Origin of the sequence: Caenimonas sedimenti, assembly GCF_007833165.1 — a bacterium.
GTDB lineage: Bacteria > Pseudomonadota > Gammaproteobacteria > Burkholderiales > Burkholderiaceae_C > Ramlibacter > Ramlibacter sedimenti.
Genome location: NZ_VOBQ01000002.1, coordinates 375,490 through 394,567, shown reverse-complemented (window position 1 = coordinate 394,567; position 19,078 = coordinate 375,490). Strand labels below are relative to the sequence as shown.

General features: G+C 68.8%; 22 protein-coding genes. 9 read left to right on the top strand and 13 right to left on the bottom strand.

All coding sequences use genetic code 11. From position 1 onward, the window contains the following. Positions 1–5: 5 nt before the first annotated feature. Genes FN976_RS02980 through FN976_RS02965 form a run of 4 tightly spaced genes read right to left on the bottom strand, consistent with a single transcriptional unit; the run spans position 6 to position 4,460 of the window. Positions 6–1,157 carry a GGDEF domain-containing protein gene (locus tag FN976_RS02980; RefSeq protein WP_145890787.1) on the bottom strand — a complete coding sequence of 384 codons (1,152 nt, stop codon included), beginning with the start codon at positions 1,155–1,157 and terminating at the stop codon, positions 6–8. Next, complete coding sequence (locus FN976_RS02975) at positions 1,157–1,942, bottom strand: lytic transglycosylase domain-containing protein (RefSeq protein ID WP_145890785.1); 786 nt, start codon at positions 1,940–1,942, stop codon at positions 1,157–1,159. The genes FN976_RS02980 and FN976_RS02975 overlap by 1 nt, the downstream gene beginning before the upstream one ends. Next, entirely contained in the window at positions 1,939–2,493 is a 555-nt protein-coding gene (locus tag FN976_RS02970) for a GNAT family N-acetyltransferase (protein WP_145890783.1), read from the bottom strand. The genes FN976_RS02975 and FN976_RS02970 overlap by 4 nt, the downstream gene beginning before the upstream one ends. After that, positions 2,493–4,460, bottom strand: a complete 1,968-nt coding sequence (locus FN976_RS02965) for a DNA topoisomerase IV subunit B (RefSeq protein ID WP_145890781.1) — start codon at positions 4,458–4,460, stop codon at positions 2,493–2,495. Before FN976_RS02965 ends, FN976_RS02970 begins: the two co-directional genes overlap by 1 nt. Positions 4,461–4,618: 158 nt before the next feature. Here FN976_RS02965 and FN976_RS02960 point away from each other — a divergent pair, with 158 nt between their 5' ends. The 3 genes from FN976_RS02960 to FN976_RS02955 are packed head-to-tail and all read left to right on the top strand — an operon-like array spanning position 4,619 to position 6,365. Beyond that, positions 4,619–5,851, top strand: a complete 1,233-nt coding sequence (locus tag FN976_RS02960) for an MFS transporter (RefSeq protein ID WP_186510734.1) — start codon at positions 4,619–4,621, stop codon at positions 5,849–5,851. 7 nt (positions 5,852–5,858) lie between these two features. Continuing rightward, positions 5,859–5,990 (top strand): hypothetical protein, encoded by a 132-nt coding sequence (locus FN976_RS29350; protein ID WP_255440071.1) that lies wholly within the window; start codon positions 5,859–5,861, stop codon positions 5,988–5,990. A gap of 9 nt (positions 5,991–5,999) precedes the next feature. Beyond that, on the top strand, positions 6,000–6,365 hold the full coding sequence (locus tag FN976_RS02955) for a glyoxalase superfamily protein (RefSeq protein ID WP_145890779.1): 366 nt from the start codon (positions 6,000–6,002) through the stop codon (positions 6,363–6,365). Here FN976_RS02955 and FN976_RS02950 read toward each other — a convergent pair. Together FN976_RS02950 and FN976_RS02945 are read right to left on the bottom strand one after the other, a co-directional pair. Continuing rightward, a complete protein-coding gene (locus FN976_RS02950) occupies positions 6,362–7,705 on the bottom strand; it encodes a M1 family aminopeptidase (protein ID WP_145890778.1) in 1,344 nt (447 codons plus the stop codon). The two genes, FN976_RS02955 and FN976_RS02950, sit on opposite strands and share 4 nt — an antisense overlap. A gap of 39 nt (positions 7,706–7,744) precedes the next feature. After that, positions 7,745–8,623, bottom strand: coding sequence for an alpha/beta hydrolase (locus FN976_RS02945; RefSeq protein WP_145890776.1), 879 nt, complete (start codon positions 8,621–8,623; stop codon positions 7,745–7,747). A gap of 84 nt (positions 8,624–8,707) precedes the next feature. Here FN976_RS02945 and FN976_RS02940 point away from each other — a divergent pair, with 84 nt between their 5' ends. Genes FN976_RS02940 through FN976_RS02920 form a run of 5 tightly spaced genes read left to right on the top strand, consistent with a single transcriptional unit; the run spans position 8,708 to position 12,907 of the window. Next, entirely contained in the window at positions 8,708–9,520 is an 813-nt protein-coding gene (locus FN976_RS02940) for an SDR family oxidoreductase (protein ID WP_145890773.1), read from the top strand. Beyond that, positions 9,520–10,053: a class I SAM-dependent methyltransferase gene (locus tag FN976_RS02935; RefSeq protein WP_145890771.1), complete on the top strand. Its 534-nt coding sequence runs from the start codon at positions 9,520–9,522 to the stop codon at positions 10,051–10,053. Before FN976_RS02940 ends, FN976_RS02935 begins: the two co-directional genes overlap by 1 nt. Positions 10,054–10,085: 32 nt before the next feature. Further along, a complete protein-coding gene (gene dapA, locus FN976_RS02930; protein WP_145890769.1) occupies positions 10,086–10,973 on the top strand; it encodes a 4-hydroxy-tetrahydrodipicolinate synthase in 888 nt (295 codons plus the stop codon). Between the two features lie 34 nt (positions 10,974–11,007). Then, entirely contained in the window at positions 11,008–12,087 is a 1,080-nt protein-coding gene (gene bamC, locus FN976_RS02925; protein WP_145890767.1) for an NlpB/DapX family lipoprotein, read from the top strand. Between the two features lie 43 nt (positions 12,088–12,130). Continuing rightward, a complete protein-coding gene (locus FN976_RS02920; protein ID WP_145890766.1) occupies positions 12,131–12,907 on the top strand; it encodes an MBL fold metallo-hydrolase in 777 nt (258 codons plus the stop codon). Positions 12,908–12,973: 66 nt separating this feature from the next. Here FN976_RS02920 and FN976_RS02915 read toward each other — a convergent pair whose 3' ends face one another. The 3 genes from FN976_RS02915 to FN976_RS02905 all read right to left on the bottom strand — a co-directional run bounded on the left by FN976_RS02915 (position 12,974) and on the right by FN976_RS02905 (position 15,027). Continuing rightward, positions 12,974–13,264, bottom strand: a complete 291-nt coding sequence (locus tag FN976_RS02915; RefSeq protein WP_145890764.1) for a hypothetical protein — start codon at positions 13,262–13,264, stop codon at positions 12,974–12,976. Between the two features lie 123 nt (positions 13,265–13,387). Beyond that, positions 13,388–13,897: a hypothetical protein gene (locus FN976_RS02910; protein ID WP_145890903.1), complete on the bottom strand. Its 510-nt coding sequence runs from the start codon at positions 13,895–13,897 to the stop codon at positions 13,388–13,390. A 5-nt stretch (positions 13,898–13,902) separates the two neighbouring features. Continuing rightward, positions 13,903–15,027: a JmjC domain-containing protein gene (locus FN976_RS02905; RefSeq protein ID WP_145890762.1), complete on the bottom strand. Its 1,125-nt coding sequence runs from the start codon at positions 15,025–15,027 to the stop codon at positions 13,903–13,905. Between the two features lie 22 nt (positions 15,028–15,049). On the opposite strand from FN976_RS02905, the gene FN976_RS02900 reads away from it, so the two are divergent. Beyond that, positions 15,050–15,550, top strand: coding sequence for an FKBP-type peptidyl-prolyl cis-trans isomerase (locus FN976_RS02900; RefSeq protein ID WP_145890760.1), 501 nt, complete (start codon positions 15,050–15,052; stop codon positions 15,548–15,550). A 56-nt stretch (positions 15,551–15,606) separates the two neighbouring features. On the opposite strand, the gene FN976_RS02895 is transcribed toward FN976_RS02900, so the two are convergent. The 4 genes from FN976_RS02895 to FN976_RS02880 all read right to left on the bottom strand — a co-directional run bounded on the left by FN976_RS02895 (position 15,607) and on the right by FN976_RS02880 (position 18,972). Continuing rightward, on the bottom strand, positions 15,607–16,095 hold the full coding sequence (locus FN976_RS02895; protein ID WP_145890759.1) for an outer membrane lipoprotein: 489 nt from the start codon (positions 16,093–16,095) through the stop codon (positions 15,607–15,609). Between the two features lie 152 nt (positions 16,096–16,247). After that, positions 16,248–16,694 carry a dUTP diphosphatase gene (gene dut, locus FN976_RS02890; RefSeq protein ID WP_145890757.1) on the bottom strand — a complete coding sequence of 149 codons (447 nt, stop codon included), beginning with the start codon at positions 16,692–16,694 and terminating at the stop codon, positions 16,248–16,250. After that, positions 16,691–17,902, bottom strand: a complete 1,212-nt coding sequence (gene coaBC / locus FN976_RS02885; RefSeq protein WP_145890755.1) for a bifunctional phosphopantothenoylcysteine decarboxylase/phosphopantothenate--cysteine ligase CoaBC — start codon at positions 17,900–17,902, stop codon at positions 16,691–16,693. The genes dut and coaBC overlap by 4 nt, the downstream gene beginning before the upstream one ends. Next, positions 17,899–18,972 (bottom strand): acyltransferase family protein, encoded by a 1,074-nt coding sequence (locus FN976_RS02880; RefSeq protein WP_145890753.1) that lies wholly within the window; start codon positions 18,970–18,972, stop codon positions 17,899–17,901. Before FN976_RS02880 ends, coaBC begins: the two co-directional genes overlap by 4 nt. Positions 18,973–19,078 lie beyond the last annotated feature (106 nt).

Here is a 19,078-nt window from a genome sequence, read left to right as displayed (position 1 = left end):
AATGCTCAAGCAGTCAATTCGGCCAGATGGGAGACGAGCTCCTCCCGGCCGACGGTCACGATGCGGCGCTCGGAAGTCGCCTGCAGCTCCTGGTCGAGGCGGGCGCCCAGGCGGTTCAGCAGCAGCCGCGGCGGCACTTCCTCGGTCGGCACGCCGGCCATCACGAGGCGGAAGCGCAGGAATTCGGTCGTGCCGGCCAGGGGCTCCTTGAGGCCGGCGACCAGGATGCGGGTCGCCACGTTGGCGGCTGCCTCGCCGGTGGCCACGCCTTCGGCCAGCACCGCGAAACGCGCGTGCGTGAGCCGCGCGGCCACGTCGCCATCTCGCAGCAGAGCGTCACGCACGCGGCTGGCGGCGGCCAGCACCGCCGACTCGGCGGCCTCGGCGCCGAACTCCGCGGCCAGCGCCTGCAGGTTTTCGATCTGAACGAGCATCAGCACGCTCGGGTGGCCATAGCGCCGCAGCATGTGGCGCGACGCGTTGATGCGCTCCTCCATCACCAGCGGCGTCGCCAGCCCGGTCAGGGGGTCGATGGTGTTGCGCGCCTTGATGCGTGCACGGGTCTCGCCGAACAGCCGGCCGCGCCAGCCAGTCGCCAGGTAGATGCAGGCGCTCCAGATCGTGAGCAGCGCCGCCACCACGAGCGTCATGCTGGTTTCGGCATCCGCGGCTTCCCAGACCAGCGCCGCGCTGCCCAGGATGAGGGCGCCCACGCCGGGCACCAGCCACCAGGCCCAGGGCTGGCTTTGCGGCCAGGCGCGGCGCAGCAGCATCGCCGTCACCAGTGCCCAGAGCACGGTGCCCAGCGGGAGGCACCAGGGCTGGAAGATGGAAGCGACGGCCAGCAGCGGCAGGACGACCAGGCTCGCGCCCAGCAGCCAGCGGCGCGCCTTGCGCAAGGCGCCGGCATGGCTGACCAGCTCCAGCAGTTGCGCGCCCGCGATCGCCAGCATCAGCAGGAACACGGCGTGCGGCAGCAGCGCGTGCCGTCCCATCATCGACTGGACGGCCATCACCCCGAGCAAGGTCGCGGCGGCGTGCAGCAGCAACGCACGCTCCCGGTAGGTGTTGGCCTTGATGGCGCAGAAGAAGACGACGAGCACCTGCGCGCCCACGAAGGCGCCCAGCCAGACCGCTTCCATGTCCATCGGCGCCATCAGTCGGTGGAGGTGATCGCGACGGCTGGCGGCAGGTTGCCCCGCCCGATGGCTCCACCGACCGGCAGCTCCATGCGGATGCGGTTCGGCGCGCGCCCGCCCGGCCGCATGGCGCTGGGCGGCTTGAGCGTGGTGTACAGCTGCATCACCGTCTTCACGTAGTTCTGCGTCTCGGGATAGTTGGGGATGCGGTTGCCCGCGCGCTGCACCGCGCCCTCGCCGGCGTTGTAGGCGGCCAGGGCGAGCTCGAGCTGGCCCGGGAACATCTTGATGAGATCCGCCAGGTAGCGGGCGCCCGCACGCACGTTGATGCGAGGGTCGGTGAGCTTCTTTTCGACCGGCACCCGGGCATCGCCCACCACGCCATAGCGGGCGGCTGTCGCGGGGATGATCTGCATCAGCCCGACCGCGCCCTTCGGCGAAACCGCGCCGGGGTCGAAGCCGGACTCCGTGGCGATCAGCGCCTGCAGCAGTTCGTAGTCGACGCCGTGGGCGATGGAGGCCTCGCGCAGGTGGTGCTTGACCTGCCTGAAGCTGGGCGACACTTCGAAGAAGGCGATCAGCTTCGGCGGCGCCGTCGGCACGGCGACCTGCCGCGCCGTCTTGACGCCGGCCGCCGTGTCGAAACTTTCGCCACCACGGAAAAAGAGTTCGTAGCGCTCGTCGACCTTCTCCGAGGCGAAGTGGGCGACGCCGCGCGCGTCCACGTAGCCCCAGACTTCGGCGCGCGCCGGGGCTGCGGCCACGGCCAGGACGAACGCGGCGGCGACGAGCCAGGCCTTCATGCGGCCTGCTCCAGCGCCGAGGCACGGCGCGCGGCGAATTCGGACTGCAGCATCGACATGACGATGAGCGACTCGAAGCCGCCGGTCACCTTCACCGATTCGCGCAGCTCGCCTTCGACAATGAAGCCCTCGCTGTCGTAGAACGCCTTGGCCCGCGTGTTGGGCTTCTTCACGTCCAGCCAGAGGCGGTGCGCACCCAGGTCGTCGAACGCGACCTTCTTGACGACCCGCAAGGCGGCGCGCCCAAAGCCCTGGCCCTTGGAGCGGACCACCATGCGCTTGAGTTCGAGCGACTGGTGCTGGCTGCGGCAGCCGATCAGGATGAGGAAGCCGACGGCATCCAGGCCGGGCCCGCCTTCGAGGATGAAGTGGCGGAAATCGGGGAAGCGGATCGCGGCCTCGTGCTGCGTCTTTTCCCAGGGCGTGATGAACGGCAGGTTCTCGGGGTCCTGTTCGAGCGAGAGCACGAACTCGATGTCGCTGCTCATGGTCGGCCGCAGGCGCACGCGCACGGGCGCGCGGTCGTCGTTGGCGGCGGTCACGGCGTTCATCAGATATCGATCTCCACGGCGTCGCCGTGCAGTTCCATCAATTCGCGGCGGGCCGCGGCTTCGCCCTTGCCCATGAGCTTGGTGATGAGGCTTTGCGTGCCCTCGAAGCCGCTGGCGCCCAATTGCACCGGCAGCAGGCGGCGCGTATCCGGATTGAGTGTGGTTTCCCACAGTTGTTCCGCGCTCATTTCGCCCAGGCCCTTGAACCGGCTGATGGTCCAGGCGCCTTCGCGCACGCCTTCCTTGCGCAACTTGTCCAGCGTGGCGACCAGTTCGCCTTCGTCCAGCGCATACATCTTGGAGGCGGGCTTCTTGCCGCGCGCCGGTGCATCCACCCGGTAAAGCGGCGGCCGTGCGACATAGACGTTGCCCGCGTCGATCAGCTTGGGAAAGTGCTTGAAGAACAGCGTGAGCAGCAGCACCTGGATGTGCGAGCCATCGACGTCGGCGTCCGACAGGATGCAGACCTTGCCGTAGCGCAGGCCGGTCAGGTCGGGCGTGTCGTTCACGCCATGCGGATCGACGCCGATCGCCACCGCGATGTCATGGATTTCGGTGTTGGCGAACAGGCGGTCGCGCTCGACCTCCCAGGTGTTCAGCACCTTGCCGCGCAGCGGCAGGATGGCCTGGCATTCCTTGTCGCGGCCCATCTTGGCGCTGCCGCCGGCGGAGTCGCCCTCGACCAGGAAGATCTCGTTGTGCGAGAGATCCTTGCTCTCGCAGTCGGTCAGCTTGCCGGGCAGCACCGCGACGCCGGAGCCCTTGCGCTTCTCGACCTTCTGGCCCGCCTTCTGCCGGCTCTGCGCCGCCTTGATCGCGAGTTCGGCCAGCTTCTTGCCGTAGTCCACGTGCTGGTTCAGCCACAGCTCCAGCGCCGGGCGCACGAAGCTGGAGACGAGGCGCACGGCGTCGCGGGAATTCAGCCGCTCCTTGATCTGGCCCTGGAATTGCGGGTCCAGCACCTTGGCGGACAGCACGTAGGAAGCCCGGGCGAACACGTCTTCCGGGAGCAGCTTCACGCCCTTGGGCTGCAGGTTGTGCAGCTCGATGAAGCTCTTGACGGCGTTGAACAAGCCGTCCCGCAGGCCGCTCTCGTGCGTGCCGCCGGCGGTGGTGGGGATCAGGTTGACGTAGCTCTCGCGCACCGGCTGGCCGTCTTCCGTGAAGGCCACGCACCATTGCGCACCCTCGCCTTCGGCGAAGTTGTCGTTGCTGTCGGCGAACCCTTCGCCTTCGAACAACGGGATCACGGGGTCGCCCGTGAGCGTCTGCATCAGGTAGTCGCGCAGGCCGCCCTTGTACTGCCACGACTGGGTTTCCTTGGTCTTCTCATTCACGAGCGAGACCGTGACGCCCGGCATCAGCACAGCCTTGCTGCGCAGCAGGTGGGCCAGTTCGGCCATCGGCAGCGCCGTGGTCTCGAAATACTTCCCGTCGGACCAGACCCGCACGGTGGTGCCCTGCCGGCGGTCGCCCTCGACGGCCTTGCGCGTCTTCAGCTTCTCGATGACGTCGCCGCCGGAGAAGGCGATGGTGGCGACCTGGCCCTCGCGGTGCACGGTCGCTTCCAGCCGCTTGGCCAGCGCGTTGGTCACCGACACGCCAACGCCGTGCAAGCCGCCGGAGAAGCTGTAGGCGCCGCCCTTGCCCTTGTCGAACTTGCCGCCGGCATGCAGGCGCGTGAACACCAGCTCGATCACCGGTGCCTTCTCTTCCGGATGCATGCCGAAGGGGATGCCGCGGCCGTCGTCTTCGACGCTGACCGAGCCGTCCGTGTGCAAAGTCGTCTTGATCCGCTTGCCGTGACCGGCCAGGGCTTCGTCGGCCGCGTTGTCCAGCACCTCCTGCAGCACGTGCAGGGGGTTGTCGGTGCGGGTGTACATGCCGGGGCGCTGCTTGACGGGCTCAAGGCCCTTCAGCACCCGGATGGATCCTTCGGAATAGTCGGACGGTGGTTTGGTCGCCATGGGAGGCAGCATTGTAGTCGCGGCCGCCTCCGGGACTGTATGGATCCACAGTCATGGCGCGATCCATGCCGTCCGGGCATCAATCCAAGCCAAAGATTTCAACAGGGTCGTCAGCGTGGCGACGAGCAATTCACGGGGCTTGTCGCTACAGTCCCCGCATGAATCCGCCGGCCCCCAAGTTCTCGCCCCAACTTTCGATGCAGCAGGTGTTGATCTGCGGCGCCATGATCGTCACGCTCTCCATGGGCATCCGGCATGGCTTCGGGCTCTGGCTGCAGCCGATCACCCAGGCCCAGAACTGGACGCGCGAGACCTTCTCGTTCGCGCTGGCGATCCAGAACCTGTCCTGGGGCATCTTCGGCATCTTCGCCGGCATGGTGGCGGACCGTTTCGGCGCCTTCCGGGTCCTGATCGGCGGTGCCCTGCTCTATGCGGGCGGCCTGGCCGGCATGGCGCTTTCCACCTCGCCGTTCATGTTCACCCTGACGGCCGGCGTCCTGCTGGGCGCGGCCCAGGCCGGCACCACGTACGCCGTGGTCTACGGCGTGATCGGGCGCCAGATCGACCCCGCCAAGCGTTCCTGGGCGATGGGCGTGGCGGCGGCCGCCGGCTCCTTCGGCCAGTTCCTGATGGTGCCGGTGGAAGGCTTCCTGATCAGCGGCCTGGGCTGGAAGGAAGCGCTGCTGGCGCTGGCCGTCATCGTGCTGCTGATCGCGCCCTTCGCGCGCGGCCTTCGCGAGCCCGGGTTCGCCGGCGGTGCCGCCCCCGCGCGCGACCAGTCCATCGTCCAGGCGCTGCGCGAAGCGTTCAAGTACCCCAGTTTCCAGCTGCTGATGGCAGGTTACTTCGTGTGCGGCTTCCAGGTGGTCTTCATCGGCGTGCACATGCCCAGCTACCTGAAGGACAAGGGCCTGTCGCCGCAGGTGGCCAGCTACGCGCTCGCGCTGATCGGCCTGTTCAACGTGTTCGGCACCTACATCGCCGGCTCCCTGGGGCAAAAGCTCGCCAAGCGCAAGATCCTGGCCACCATCTACCTGGGCCGCGCCGCGGCGATCAGCGTGTTCCTGTGGGCGCCGCTGTCGCCGCTGTCGGTCTACATCTTCGCCAGCGTGATGGGGCTGCTCTGGCTGTCGACGGTGCCGCCCACGAATGCCACAGTGGCGCAGATCTTCGGCGTGGCGCACCTGTCCATGCTGGGCGGCTTCGTCTTCTTCAGCCACCAGATCGGATCCTTCATGGGCGTGTGGCTGGGCGGCCTGCTGTACGACCGCACGGGCAGCTACGACATCGTCTGGTACATCGCCATCGCGCTGGGCATCTTCGCGGCGCTCGTCAACCTGCCGGTGCGCGAAGCCCCCATCGCGCGCGGCCCGGCGCCGCAGCCGGCTTGAGCGTGTGATGCCGGCGCGCGCGAAGAAGGCCCTCGCCTACGGCGCCGCCATCGCGGCGTTGCTGGGCGTCTTCGTGCTGTACACCCGGCCGCAGATGATGGTGGCACTCAGCGACTTCATGTGGGCGTGCTTCAACTAGGTCGTCACCATGAAGCTCGCACCGCCCATCCCCATCCTGCGCATCTTCGATGAGGCCAAGGCACTCGAGTTCTACATCGACTTCCTCGGCTTCCGCGTCGACTTCGAGCACCGCTTCGAGCCCGGCCTGCCGCTTTACATGCAGGTGTCGCGCGATGGCTGCGTGCTGCACCTGTCGGAACACCATGGCGACGCGACGCCAGGTTCGGCGCTGCGCATCGAAACCGAAGGGCTGGACGAATTCCAGCAGTCGTTGCTGGCGAAACAGTACAAGAATGCGCGGCCCGGCATCGAGCAGGCCCCGTGGGGCCGTGACATGACCGTCCAGGACCCGTTCGGCAATCGCCTGGTCTTCTCCAGCCTGAGTCCGGACTAGGAACAGGAAGTGGCGGTGGGGATGGTGGACGAACGCAGCCAGCTCGCGGCGCAAGCCGCCGGGTCGTAGCCCGTCTCCTGCCGCACCGTGTCGAGCAGGTCCTGCATGCGCGCGGCCTGCCCGGCGTGCCGCCGATGGAAGGTGCCCAGTGCGCGGTCGAGCGCCGTCACACCGACCCGTTGCCCCAACGCACGCAGGAAAAAGGCGCCACGCACATACGGCGCCTGCGAATACAGCCCGCTGCGCACGACATCGATCTGGTTGCAGCCCTGCGGCCACACCGGCTCGGTGCCGCGCAGGGTGCGCAACTGGGCCGCATGGCTGTCCCAGACGGCCGCACCCACATCGGGTGCAACCACTTCCAGCGCGCGCGCCGCGAGGTAGCTGGCCGTGCCTTCCGACAGCACGAAGTCTTCCCAGCACGCCAGCCGGACACCGTTGCCGAACCAGCCATGCGCTGCCTCGTGCACGTGCAAGCCGGCATCGGCCACCGCGGGCGAGGCGATGTGCCAGCGCGGGTGGTGCTCCATGCCGCCGTAGGCGCCGGCGCCCCAGGCCACGGCCACCGGGCCGGCCTCGGCGCCGAAGCGGTAGGGGCCGAGCGTCGCTTCCATCCATTCGAAGGCGTCGCGCAGGTGGCGGGTGCCTTCGGCCATCGTGTCGCGCTGGCCTGGCAGGTAGGAGGCGACGAGGCGCGTGCCGGCCCCCGTGCGGCCCAGGTCGAGGTCGGTGTAGGCCCCGGTCGCCCAGCCGAGCTGGTAGGCCGGCGCGGCCGTCAGTACACCGGCCGGCTGGATCACGCGCTGGCCGGTGGGAGCATTCGCCACGTTGACCGACAGGTCGACGCCCTGCGCCGGCAAGGATTGGCAAGGGAACAGGTTGCCGCAGTACGACGGCCAGGTGAAGGTGTAGCCGGCCGCGGCCGCACCGTCGAAGTTGTCATGCACCTGGAACCGGTAGCGGATGACCACGATGGTGTTGCCTGCCGCCGCGGCCAGGCCCAGCTCGAGCCGGTCGCCCCGGTCGGCCCAGAGCAGGTCCGAACCGGCGGACGAGACGCCGCTGATTTCCAGGTCGCCGATTTCCAGGGTGGCGCCGGGCGCGGTGGCGGGGCCCAAGGTGATCGTGGCGGTCGCGAATCGGGTGCTGGCGTCGACCTGCAGCGCGGTGGCGAGCACGCGGCGTTCGGGGTTCGCCGTCGCAGGCACTGGCGGCTGCGGTTGCGGTTGCGGTTGCGGATTGACCCCCGGATCGCCGGACCCACCCCCGCAACCCGCCTGCACCAGAGCCGCAAGCACCACGAACCCCGCGGCACGAGCCCATTCCAACCACGCCTTCATGACGCCAGTCTAGGACACCGGCTGCGGATGAGCCTGCCTTCAGGCTGGCGGCGGCTCGTTGCGCAGGAACGCCAGCACCTCGTCGCGCACGGGCGCCAGCCGCCGCAACGGCGGCGCGAGCGCGCCCACGATGGTGCCGTGGCCGACGCCGTCGAGCAGGCGGTGACGGACCGGTGTGCCGGCCGCCTCCAGCCGGCGAGCCAGCCCCTGCGTGCTGCGCACTGGATTCACCACGGTGTCCTCGGTGGGCGCCAGCAGCAAGGCGCGGGAACGCCGCCCCCCCGCATGGGCGATCGGCTGGCTGTCGGGCGGCGTATGGGGCCAATCGAATGCCACGCGGGCTTCCGGGTTGACGATGGGCAGGAAGTCATAGGGACCCGCCAGTCCCACCCACCCCGCCAGTTGCGCCGGCGCCAAACCGGCCGCCGACAGCCAGCGCGCGTCCAGCGCCAGCATGGCCGCGTTGTAGCCGCCGGCGCTATGGCCCATCAGGTACAAGTTCCGGCGGTTCAGGCCGAGTGCCGGGGCCTGGTCGAACGCCCAACGCGTCGCGGCGGCGCAGTCGGCGAGGATCTGCTGCCAGCGCACGGCCGGGCTCAGGCGGTAGTCCGCCACCGCCACGGCCACGCCACCGGACGCCAGCGATTCGCCGACGAACCCATAGTCCGCGCGTTCGCCGCTGCTCCAGCTGCCGCCGTAGAAGAACACCACCAGCGGCGTGGCGGCGACCACAGTGTCCGGCAGGTAAACGTCGAGCCGCTGGCGCGGGTCGGCGCCGTACGCCACGCCTTCCTGCCGGCGGTGGCCGCTGCCGGCCAGCGCGTTCAGCACGCTCACGCCAGAGCAGCCGGCGAGCCCCAGGGCGCCGGCGGCGCAAAGGAAGGCCCGGCGCGCCAGGGTTGGTGGGGAGGCTGGCATTGGGATGTCGGATGGTCTCACGCAGTGGGTACGGCGCGGGAGGGCGCGCGGTTTCACCAGCCTGGTCGAGTAGAGTCCCCATCCATGATCGTGACCCTCATCACCGGCGGCTCCGATGGCATCGGCGCCGAGCTGGCCCGGCAGCTGGCGGCGAAGCAGCGCGGCGACGCCGCCCTGGTGCTCGCGGGCCGCAGCCAGCAGAAGCTCGATGCCGTTGCCGCGCAATGCCAGGCGCAGGGCGCGAAGACGCTGTGCGTGGCCATGGACGTCGCCCAGGAGCCGCAGTGCCGCTCGCTGGTCGACCAGGCCATGCAGCAGTTCGGGCGCATCGACAACCTCATCAACAACGCCGGCGTGTCGGCGCAGGCGCTGTTCGAGGAGGTGAAGGCGGAAGACCTGCACTGGTACGAGACGCTGATGAAAGTGAACCTGTGGGGCTCGGTCTGGTGCACGCATGCGGCCCTGCCCCACCTCAAGGCCACGCGTGGCCGCATCGTCGCGGTGGGGTCGCTCGCCGGCCTGTTCGGCGTGCCGGGCCGCACGGCGTACAGCGCGACCAAGTTCGCCATGACCGGTTTCTTCGAGGCGCTGCGCATCGAGCTGCGGGGTGCCGGCGTCAGCGTGACCACGGCCTATCCCGGCGTGGTCGCCACCAGCATCCGCCACCGGGGCTTCAATGCGCGTGGCGAACCGGCGGGCTCCAGCGGCCTGAAGGAGGACGACGCCATGCCGGTGGAGGAATGCGCGCGGCTGATCCTCGAGGGCATGGAGAAGCGCGAGCGGGAAGTGGTGATGGTGGCCAAGGCACGGCTGGGACGCTTCATGAAGCTCATCGCGCCCGGCTGGGTCGAGAAGCAGGCGCTGGCGGCCCTCAAGGATGAAGTGAAGCCGCACTGATGCACGGAACCGAAGACGCCTCCCCCTGGATCATGCGCTGGAGCCACCTCGTGCCGGCCGGCGGCGCGGTGCTGGACCTGGCCTGTGGCCGGGGCCGGCACATGCGCTGGTTCGCGGCACGCGGCCACCCGGTCACGGGCGTGGACCGCGATGCGGACGCCATCGCCGCGGTCACCGCCCCGGGGGAGGCCATCCAGGCCGACATCGAGAACGGCCCCTGGCCTTTGACCGGCCGCCAGTTCGCCTGCGTCGTCGTCACCAACTACCTGTGGCGGCCGCTCTTCCCGCGCATCCTGGACGCGGTCGCACCCGGCGGGCTGCTGCTCCACGAAACCTTCGCGCAGGGCAACGAGACGGTGGGCAAGCCTTCGCGGCCGGATTTCCTGCTGGCGCCCGGGGAACTGCTGCAGGCCTATCCCGGTCTACGCACCGTGGCGTTCGAGGATGGTTTCCTGGAGTCACCACCCCGCTTCGTGCAGCGAATCGCCGCTGTCCGGCCGGAATCACTCGAAATGAAGCGTTACACGCTCTAGTTAGAATCCTGCTTTCCCCGGACAAGACGGCAATGACACCGATTACTGGCAGCATCGTGGCCCTGGTGACCCCGATGCACGACGACGGCAGCGTGGACTACCCCGCCCTGCGCAAGCTCGTCGACTGGCACATCGCCGAAGGCACCGACTGCATCGGCGTCGTCGGCACCACCGGTGAGTCGCCCACGGTCGACGTGGAGGAGCACCAGGAAATCATCCGGGTCGCGGTGGAACAGGCACGCGGCCGCGTGCCCATCATGGCCGGCTGCGGCGCCAACTCCACCATCGAAGCCATCGCCCTGGCGAAGTACGCGCGGAAGGTCGGCGCCGACTGCCAGCTGCAGGTCGTCCCCTACTACAACAAGCCGACGCAGGAAGGCCTCTACCGCCACTTCAAGGCGATCGCCGAAGCCACCGGCGACCTGCCGACCGTGCTGTACAACGTGCCCGGCCGCACCGTGGCCGACATGCTGCACGACACCGTGCTGCGCCTGGCCGAAGTGCCCGGCATCGTCGGCATCAAGGAAGCCACCGGCAACGTCGAGCGCGCGCAATGGTTGATTCGCGACGTGCCCAAGGGCTTCTCGGTGTATTCGGGCGACGACCCGTCGGCCGTGGCGCTCATGCTGTGCGGCGGCCAGGGCAACATCAGCGTCACCGCGAACGTGGCGCCGCGGCTGATGCACGAGCTGTGCGTGGCCGCGGTGGCGGGCGACGCGAAGCGCGCGATGGAAATCCAGTTCAAGCTGATGCCGGTGCACAGGCATCTGTTCGTCGAAGCCAATCCGATCCCCGTGAAATGGGCGATGGCCCGCATGGGCCTGATGGGTGGCGCGCTGCGCCTGCCCATGACGCCGCTGGCCCCCGCCAACGAAGCCGTGGTCGAGCAGGCGCTGCGCGCCGCCGGCCTGCTCACCTGAGCGCACCCGGCGCCGAATCCGAAAGAGGAATGCGATGAAGTTTTCCGTGAAGCTGGGGCTCGTGGCCCTGTCCGCCCTGCTGGCGTCCTGCAGCGTGCTCGAGGGCGAAAAGATCGACTACAAGAGCGCCGGCAAGGGCGTCTCGCTGGAAGTCCCGCCCGACCTGACGCAACTGTCGCGCGACAGCCGCTACGTCGTGCCCGGGGGCCCGGTGTCCGCTAACAGCTTCCAGGTGGGGCAGTCGGTGTCCAGCGTGCCGACCGCCGCCACCGCGGTGGGCGACGTCCGGATCGAACGCGCCGGCAACCAGCGTTGGCTGGTGATCAACCGCCCGGCCGACCAGCTCTGGGGCCCGGTGCGCGACTTCTGGCAGGAAAGCGGCTTCCTGCTCGCCATGGACCAGCCCAACCTGGGCATCATGGAAACCGACTGGGCCGAGAACCGCGCCAAGATCCCGGAGGACATCATCCGCCGGACGCTCGGCAAGCTGATCGACTCCGTCTATTCCACTTCTGAGCGGGATCGCTTCCGCACGCGCATGGAGCGGTCCGCCAGCGGCGCCACCGAAATCTACGTCAGCCACCGCGGGATGGTGGAGGTCTACAGCAACACGTCGAAAGACCAGACGGTGTGGCAGCCGCGACCGACCGACCCGGAACTCGAAGCCGAATTCCTGCGCCGCCTGATGGTGCGCCTGGGCGCCCCGCAAGAGCAGGCCCGCGTCGCGGGCACGACGGCCGGAGCCAAGCCGACGTCGCGCGTGGCCAGCGTCAACAGCCAGCCGGTGGTGCTGGTCGACGAGGGCTTCGACCGTGCCTGGCGCCGCGTCGGCCTCGCGCTCGACCGGACCGGCTTCACCGTCGAGGACCGTGACCGCAGCCAGGGCACCTACTTCGTGCGCTACGTGGCGCCCAACCCCGACAAGAAGGAGCCCGGCTTCTTCGGCAAGCTGTTCAGCCGCGCCGAGAAGGCCGAGCCGCCGCTGAAGTACCGCATCAACCTCAAGTCGCAGGGCGAGAGCACGACGGTCTCGGTGCTCAATGCGAACGGCGCCCCCGAAACGTCGGCGGATGCGCAGCGCATCGTGCAAGTCATCGCGGACGATTTGAAATAGGAGAAACGGACGATAACGAGGCGCTGCGCGCCTCGTCCTTCGGATGTTGAAATTCAAGTCTTTAGGTAGCGGGAGTTCGGGCAACGCCACCGTCATCCAGGCCCGTTGCGGCACGCAGATGGCGCACCTGCTTGTCGACTGCGGCCTGGGCATCAAGGAGCTCGACAAGCGGCTGGCAGCCGCCGGCATGCTGGCCGACCAGGTCGATGCCATCTTCATCACGCACGAGCACGGCGACCACATCGGCTGCGCCCGCCAGCTTGCCGTGCGCGAGCGCATCCCGGTGTGGATGAGCACGGGCACCTACGACGCCATCGGGCGGCCCGATTTCGAGGGCCTGTTGCGCCTCGCGTGCGATGGCGAGGAAATCGATGTCGGCCCATTGCGCGTCCGCCCCTTCACCGTGCCGCACGATGCGCGGGAGCCTTTGCAGCTCAGCTGTACCGATGGCGATGCGCGCCTGGGCGTGCTGACCGACCTGGGGCACGTTTCCCCGCACGTCCAGCAGCACCTGGAGGGCTGCGGCACGCTGGTGCTCGAATGCAACCATGACGAGCAGATGCTGCTGGCGTCGACGTACCCGCCCTTCCTGAAGCGCCGCGTCGGCGGGGGCTGGGGGCACCTGGCCAACAGCGCCTCCGCCGCGCTGGCACGCTCCCTGCTGCCTGGCGGCCTGAAGCAGGTGGTGGCAGCGCACCTGAGCGAGCAGAACAACACGCCCGCCCTGGCGCGGCAGGCCCTGGCCGATGCGCTGGCCTGGCCGGCGGAGGAGATCCACGTGGCGAGCGGGCCGCAGGGCAGTGAGTGGCTGGTGGCCTGAAGAGGGCCACGGCCGAGGCATGAAAAAAGCCGCCCGGAGGCGGCTTTTTCATTGGCAGGGGGCGAATTACTTCGTGCCGCCGCCAGGCGCGGAGTTGTTCTGGGCGGACGCGGCACCAGCGGCGGCCGAGGCGGCACCCGTCGCGGCACCAGCGGCGGCCGAAGCGGCACCGGCAGCAGCGGAGGCGGCATCGGCGGCCGGGGCGGCAGCGGGAGCAGCAGCCGGGGCGGGCGCGGGAGCCGGGGCCGGCGCAGCGGCGGGAGCCGGGGCAGGCGCCGGAGCCGGCGTTTCGGTCTTGCCACAAGCGGCCAGCGCGGCGGCTGCAACCAGCGTGGCCAGAACGAGCGTGTTCTTCATTTCAGTTTCCTTGAGTGGGGGGGACGAGCTATTTCAGAATCGAGCCGAATGAGAAACCCCATCCCAGCTCAGCCTCCGATTATATGCGGCATCCATGTTTCGTCGGGGATCCCCGCTGGCCGTTCAGAGGCCGAGCTTCGTCGCGGGGAACGACGGCGTGGCCTTGCGCAGCCACTCGTTGAGCAGCTCGCGCGCCAGCACCCGCCGGTCGGGTTCGCCGCCGCAGAAGCCGGCGCTGTTGTCGATGTCTCGGCGCTCCAGTGCCCACGCAGGGCTCCAGATCGCGCTGGGGAGTTCCAGCGGATCGGCCGATGGCACCGCCATCGCCGTGATGATGTGCGACCAGGTGGTTCGCCATTGGACGAAACGCGCGTGCTTGCGCAGCACCTCGTCGTAGTTCTTCGCCAGCAGGGTGATCTTGCGGCCGCTGCTGGACCACGCCTGCAGGGACTCCGTGACGGCCCGTTCGCCCAACGGCCAATCCTCGAAGGTCGGATCCGACAGGATGATCTCGCGCCAGCCTTCGCGGCCGGCGCAGGCCAGTGCATCCCGCACGAGCTGGCGGAAGTCTTCCCGGCCCTCGAAGCGCCGCGACGGCATGCCGGTGGGCTCCGCGCTCATCTGTTCGGTCATCTCGGTCATCGCTTCTCTCCTTCGGCATGGGCCCAGCCGGCTTCGCACCACTGGGCCAGCAATTCCTGCGCGCCTTCGCTGGCGCCCCGCAGCTCCGCAGCCTCCAGCTTGCGCCGGTCGGCCAGGCGTTGCAACAGCCGCGCGTCGCGCCCGCCCGCCCGCCAGCTGTCGCCATTGACGAAGACATGCGCCTGGTCGTACAGCATGCGCGTGCGCGCGTCGAGTGTGACACCGCCGCCGCGCCGCGCCTGGCCGGCTTCGAACCAGACATCCGGCTTGGGCTCGGTGAGATATTCCCCCAGCGCGCGGTCCAGGGCGCGCGGATCCTTCAGCGCCGCGGCCAGCGCGTCCTGCGCGAACGCGCGCAACGCCGGCGGCAGCTCGCCCGGTGCTGCCGTGGCCTCCTGGCCCGCGTCGCGGTACAGCTGGTCGCCGAGCTCGCCAGCCTCGTCGGCGATGCGTTGCAGCAGCTCGCGGGCGAGTTCGCCGCGGGCCGGCGCGCGGAACCCGATCGAATAGGTCTGGCATTCGCCCACCGCCGTGCCGTCGTGGGCGTAGCGCGGCGGAAGGTAGAGCATGTCGCCTGGCTCGAGCACGTATTCCTGCTCGGGCTCGAAGTTCGCCAGCACCTTGAGCGGCACGTCGTCACGCAGCGTCAGGTCACGCTGGCGGCCGATGCGCCAGCGGCGCCGCCCCTGCGCCTGCAGCAGGAACACGTCGTAGCTGTCGAAATGCGGCCCGACGCCGCCGCCGTCGCTGGCCCAGCTGATCATGAGGTCGTCCAGCCGGACCGCGGGAATGAAGTCGAAGGCGCGCAGGAGCGTGTGCGCCGTCGGCTCATGGAGGTCGACGCCCTGCACCAGCAGCGTCCAGTCCGGCCGCGACACGGGCGGCAACGCACGCCGGCCGAACGGCCCCCGCCGCAGCCGCCAGGACCGGCCTTCGCGGGCCACCAGGCGCGACTCCACGTCGTCGCGTGCGGCGAGCGCGAACAATGCCTGCCGCGTGAGCAGGGGCTGCAGCCCAGGGACGGCCTGGCGCACCAGCAAAGGCTTCTTCTGCCAGTGCCGCCGCATGAAGTGGTCCGGTGACAGGCCGCCCAGCAGCGGAAGGGGTCGTGTGGTGTCCATCGTGATCTGGGACAATTCTCCTATGGAAATCACACCCCGCTGCGTGGTCGCGCTGACCTGGACGCTGAAGGACACGCTGGGCGAGGAACTCGACCAGCTGGACGAACCCGTGGAATTCTTCGTCGGCGGCAAGGACCTGCTCGCCAAGATCGAGGAGGCGCTGCAGGGCCATGCGGCGGGCGACCGCGTCGACCTGCATCTCGAACCCGAGGACGCCTTCGGCGACTACGACGAACAACTGGTGTTCCTGGAACCGCGCAGCGTGTTCCCGGCGGAGTTGACCGAAGGCCTGACGTTCGAAGGCCTGCCGCCCGGCGCGACCAGCCAGGATGCGCCCGGGGACAAGATCTATGTGGTCACGGAAATCTATCCCGAGCACGTGGTGCTCGATGGCAATCACCCGCTCGCCGGCATCGCGCTGCGCCTGCACCTGAAGGTGGAAGGCGTGCGCGAGCCGACGGAGGAAGAGGCCGAACGGCAGTCAGCCGGAACAGGCTTCTTCAGAGTCGAAGGACGCGCGTAGCGGGCCGGCGCCAAGCCGGCCCCGTAGCGCGTTATCGTCTGTGACCTTATCGTCCGTTACGCGCGGTAGATCACGCCGCCATCGATGCGGACACGGTCACCCACCTGCAGATCACCCGTGGCCGGCACTTCATACGTGCGGGTCACGCCCTGGTCGGACTGCATGGTGATGCGGTAGCCAGGGGCCGTCGTCACGCCCTGGTTGTTGCGCGCGATGTTGTTGCCGACGGCCGCGCCGGCCACGCCACCCAGCACCGTCGCGGCCGTGCGGCCCGTGCCGCCGCCGATCAGGCTGCCCAGCGCGGCGCCCGCCACGCCACCGACCACGGCACCCAGGATGCCGGAGCTGCGCGGCGCGGTGGTCCCCACCGGCAGGTACTCGATGTTCACGATGCGGCCATACTCGACGCCGGCCACGGGATAGGTGGAGTTCGGGTAGCTGGGATAGGTCTGCGAGACAGGCATCGTCGGGTTCGCGCAGGCGGCGAGCATGGACACCATGACGGCACCCGTGACGAGGGCGGGCAGGCGGGAAATCTGGCGCATGGAAATTCTCCTTTGAATGGTTAGGACACATGCCTGCGCACCGCAGGCCCTGTGGTTGCCATTGAAGCCATTCCGGGCCGCGTTCGCACGCAGTCAAATGCCCTACTCGTTGTAGGAGTGTGTTGCAGAGGCAGCCGGACGCTGCCTTCGTTTCAGTGCTTGCCGGTGGAGCCGTAGCCGCCCGCGCCGCGCTCGCTCGCTGGGAATTCATCGACCACGCGGAACTCCGCCTGCTGCACCGGCACGATGACCAGTTGAGCCAGCCGCTCCATCGGCTGGATGGTGAAAGCGGTGGGACTGCGGTTCCATGCACTCACCATCAATTGCCCCTGGTAGTCGCTGTCGATCAGGCCCACCAGGTTGCCCAGCACGATGCCGTGCTTGTGGCCCAGGCCCGAGCGCGGCAGGATCAGGGCGGCGTAGCCCGGGTCTTTCAGCCAGATGGCGATGCCAGTCGGCACCAGCTGCCAGGCGTTGGGCTCCAGCACCAGCGGCGCCTCGATGCACGCGCGCAGGTCGAGCCCCGCGCTGCCGGACGTGGCATACGCGGGAAGCTGGTCGACCATGCGCGGGTCGAGGATCTTGACGTCGATCTTCATGGGAGTCGTTGTGCGATTTCGTGGATCAGTTGGCGGGCCAGCGTGAGCTTGGAGGCGCGCGGCAGCTCCCGCACCCCCTGCGCGTCCACCAGCAGCATCTGGTTGTCGTCCTGGCCGAAGGTGAGCGGGCCGATGTTGCCCACCAGCAGCGGGATGCCCTTGCGCTCGCGCTTGGCCTTGGCATGGGTGACCAGGTCATGGCTCTCGGCGGCGAAGCCGACGCAGAACAATGCGCCCTGGCGGGCCCGTTCGCTCTGCGCCACGGTGAGCAGGATGTCGGGATTCTCCGTGAAGGAAACGGTCGGGGCCCTGCCGCTGCCGTCCTTCTTGATCTTCTGGTCCGCCTGGGTGTCGGGCCGCCAGTCGGCGACCGCGGCGGTCGCGACGAAGATGTCGGCCGCGGGCACGGCCGCCAGTGTGGCGTCCAGCATCTGGCGGGCGGACTTCACGTCGACGCGGGCCACGCCACGCGGCGTGCCCAGGCTCACCGGCCCCGCCACCAGCGTCACGTCGGCGCCGGCTTCACGCGCCGCGCGCGCGATGGCGAACCCCATCTTGCCCGACGAATGGTTGGTGATGCCGCGGATCGGGTCCAGCGCCTCGAAGGTCGGGCCAGCCGTCACGACCACCCGCTTGCCGGCCAGCGCCTTGGGCTGGAAAAACGCGATCAGGTCTTCCAGCAACTGCTGCGGCTCGAGCATGCGGCCGTCGCCCGTCTCGCCGCAGGCCTGGTCGCCCGTGCCCACGCCCAGCAGCGTGGCGCCATCCGCGGCCAGCTGCGCCATGTTGCGCTGCGTGGCGGGGTGAGCCCACATCTCGCGGTTCATGGCGGGCGCGATCAGCAGCGGCACCTTGTGGATCGGCCGAGCCAGGCACAGCAGGCTCAACAGCTCGTCCGAGCGGCCCTGCACCAGCCGCGCGATGAAATCGGCGCTGCAGGGCGCGATCAGGATGGCATCGGCCTCGCGGGACAGGTTGATGTGCGGCATGTTGTTGGCTTCGCGGCCATCCCACTGCGAGGTGTAGACGCTGCGCCCCGACAAGGCCTGCATGGTCACGGCGGTGATGAACTGCTCCGCCGCTTCGGTCATCACGACCTGGACCGTCGCCCCCTCTTTCACCAACCCGCGGCACAACTCCGCCGACTTGTAGCAGGCGATGCCGCCGGTGAGCCCGAGGACGATGTGCTTGCCGGCCAGGTCGTTCATGGCGGGATGGTAGCGCGAGTCGCCAGGCTGTTCCCCGTTCGGCGCGTGCTGCCGTTCAACCGGAACAGGCGGTGGCCCCAGCGCACCAGGGGCATTTCCACGTGCCGGTTCACGATGATGCAGAGCCACACCATCGCCAGCACGAACGCCAGGAAGCCGATCTCCCGGCCGAGGCCGCCGATGCGCGCCAGCCACGCGCCGATGTCGGCGAAGACGAAGACCGAGATGAAGGCCAGGTGCGTCAGGTACAGGGTGTACGACGCCTCCCCCGCCGCGACCAGGGCGCGTCCCGCCACGAAACGCCCCCTGGCCTCCAGGCGCAGAGCGAGGGCAACGATGAACAGTGCGCCCAGACCGAAACTGGGAACACGCATCAGGGTGCTGGTGATGGCGAACCGCACGCCCAGCCAGATGAAGAAGGCCGCGAGGGCCAGCAGCAGCACCTCGTGTCCGTAGCGCGCCACCGCGCGCCTCCAGAAGAAAAGCTGGCAACCCATCAGGAATTCGATGTTGAAGGGGCTCACCAGAAACGCCAGGAAAGTGCCCTCCTGGTACGGAGCGATGACCGTATAGGCGATCTGCAGCGTCAGCGCGGCCGTGACGATGCGCGGGACCCAGGTGGCCCGCACGAACAGCAGCAGTGAAGTCGCCGCGTAGAACAGCAACTCGTAGCTCAGGGACCACGAGACGAAGATGATCAGCCGGTCCGGCGTGATGCTGGTGAGGAAGATCGAATCCAGGACGCTCACCTGCGCCAACCGTCCCGGTTCGGCGAGCAACAACTGGACGTACCCGAGCAGCAGGCATGGCCAGTACCAGAAATAGATCCTGACCAGGCGCCGGCCAAGGAACTTCCATGGCACGCGTTCGTGCTCCGGGCCGTCCGTGATCAGGTGCATCATGATGAAGCCGCTGATGACGAAGAACAGGTCGACGCCGGCATAGCCGAAGTCCATGAAGCCCTTCAGGACGGGATTCGTGCCGCCGATATTGGCGTAGTGCTCCCGCACGTGGTGCAGGAAGACCAGCAGCGCGCCGGCCGCGCGCAGCAGTTGGATGTTTCGGTACATGCGAGCCAGGACGAGCCGGCGGATTCCAGGTTGAGGGTGCGAACCGCGCCGACGGCGCGCGCCTATAATCTTGCTTTACCACCTCCAAGGAAGCAACGCTTCCCAC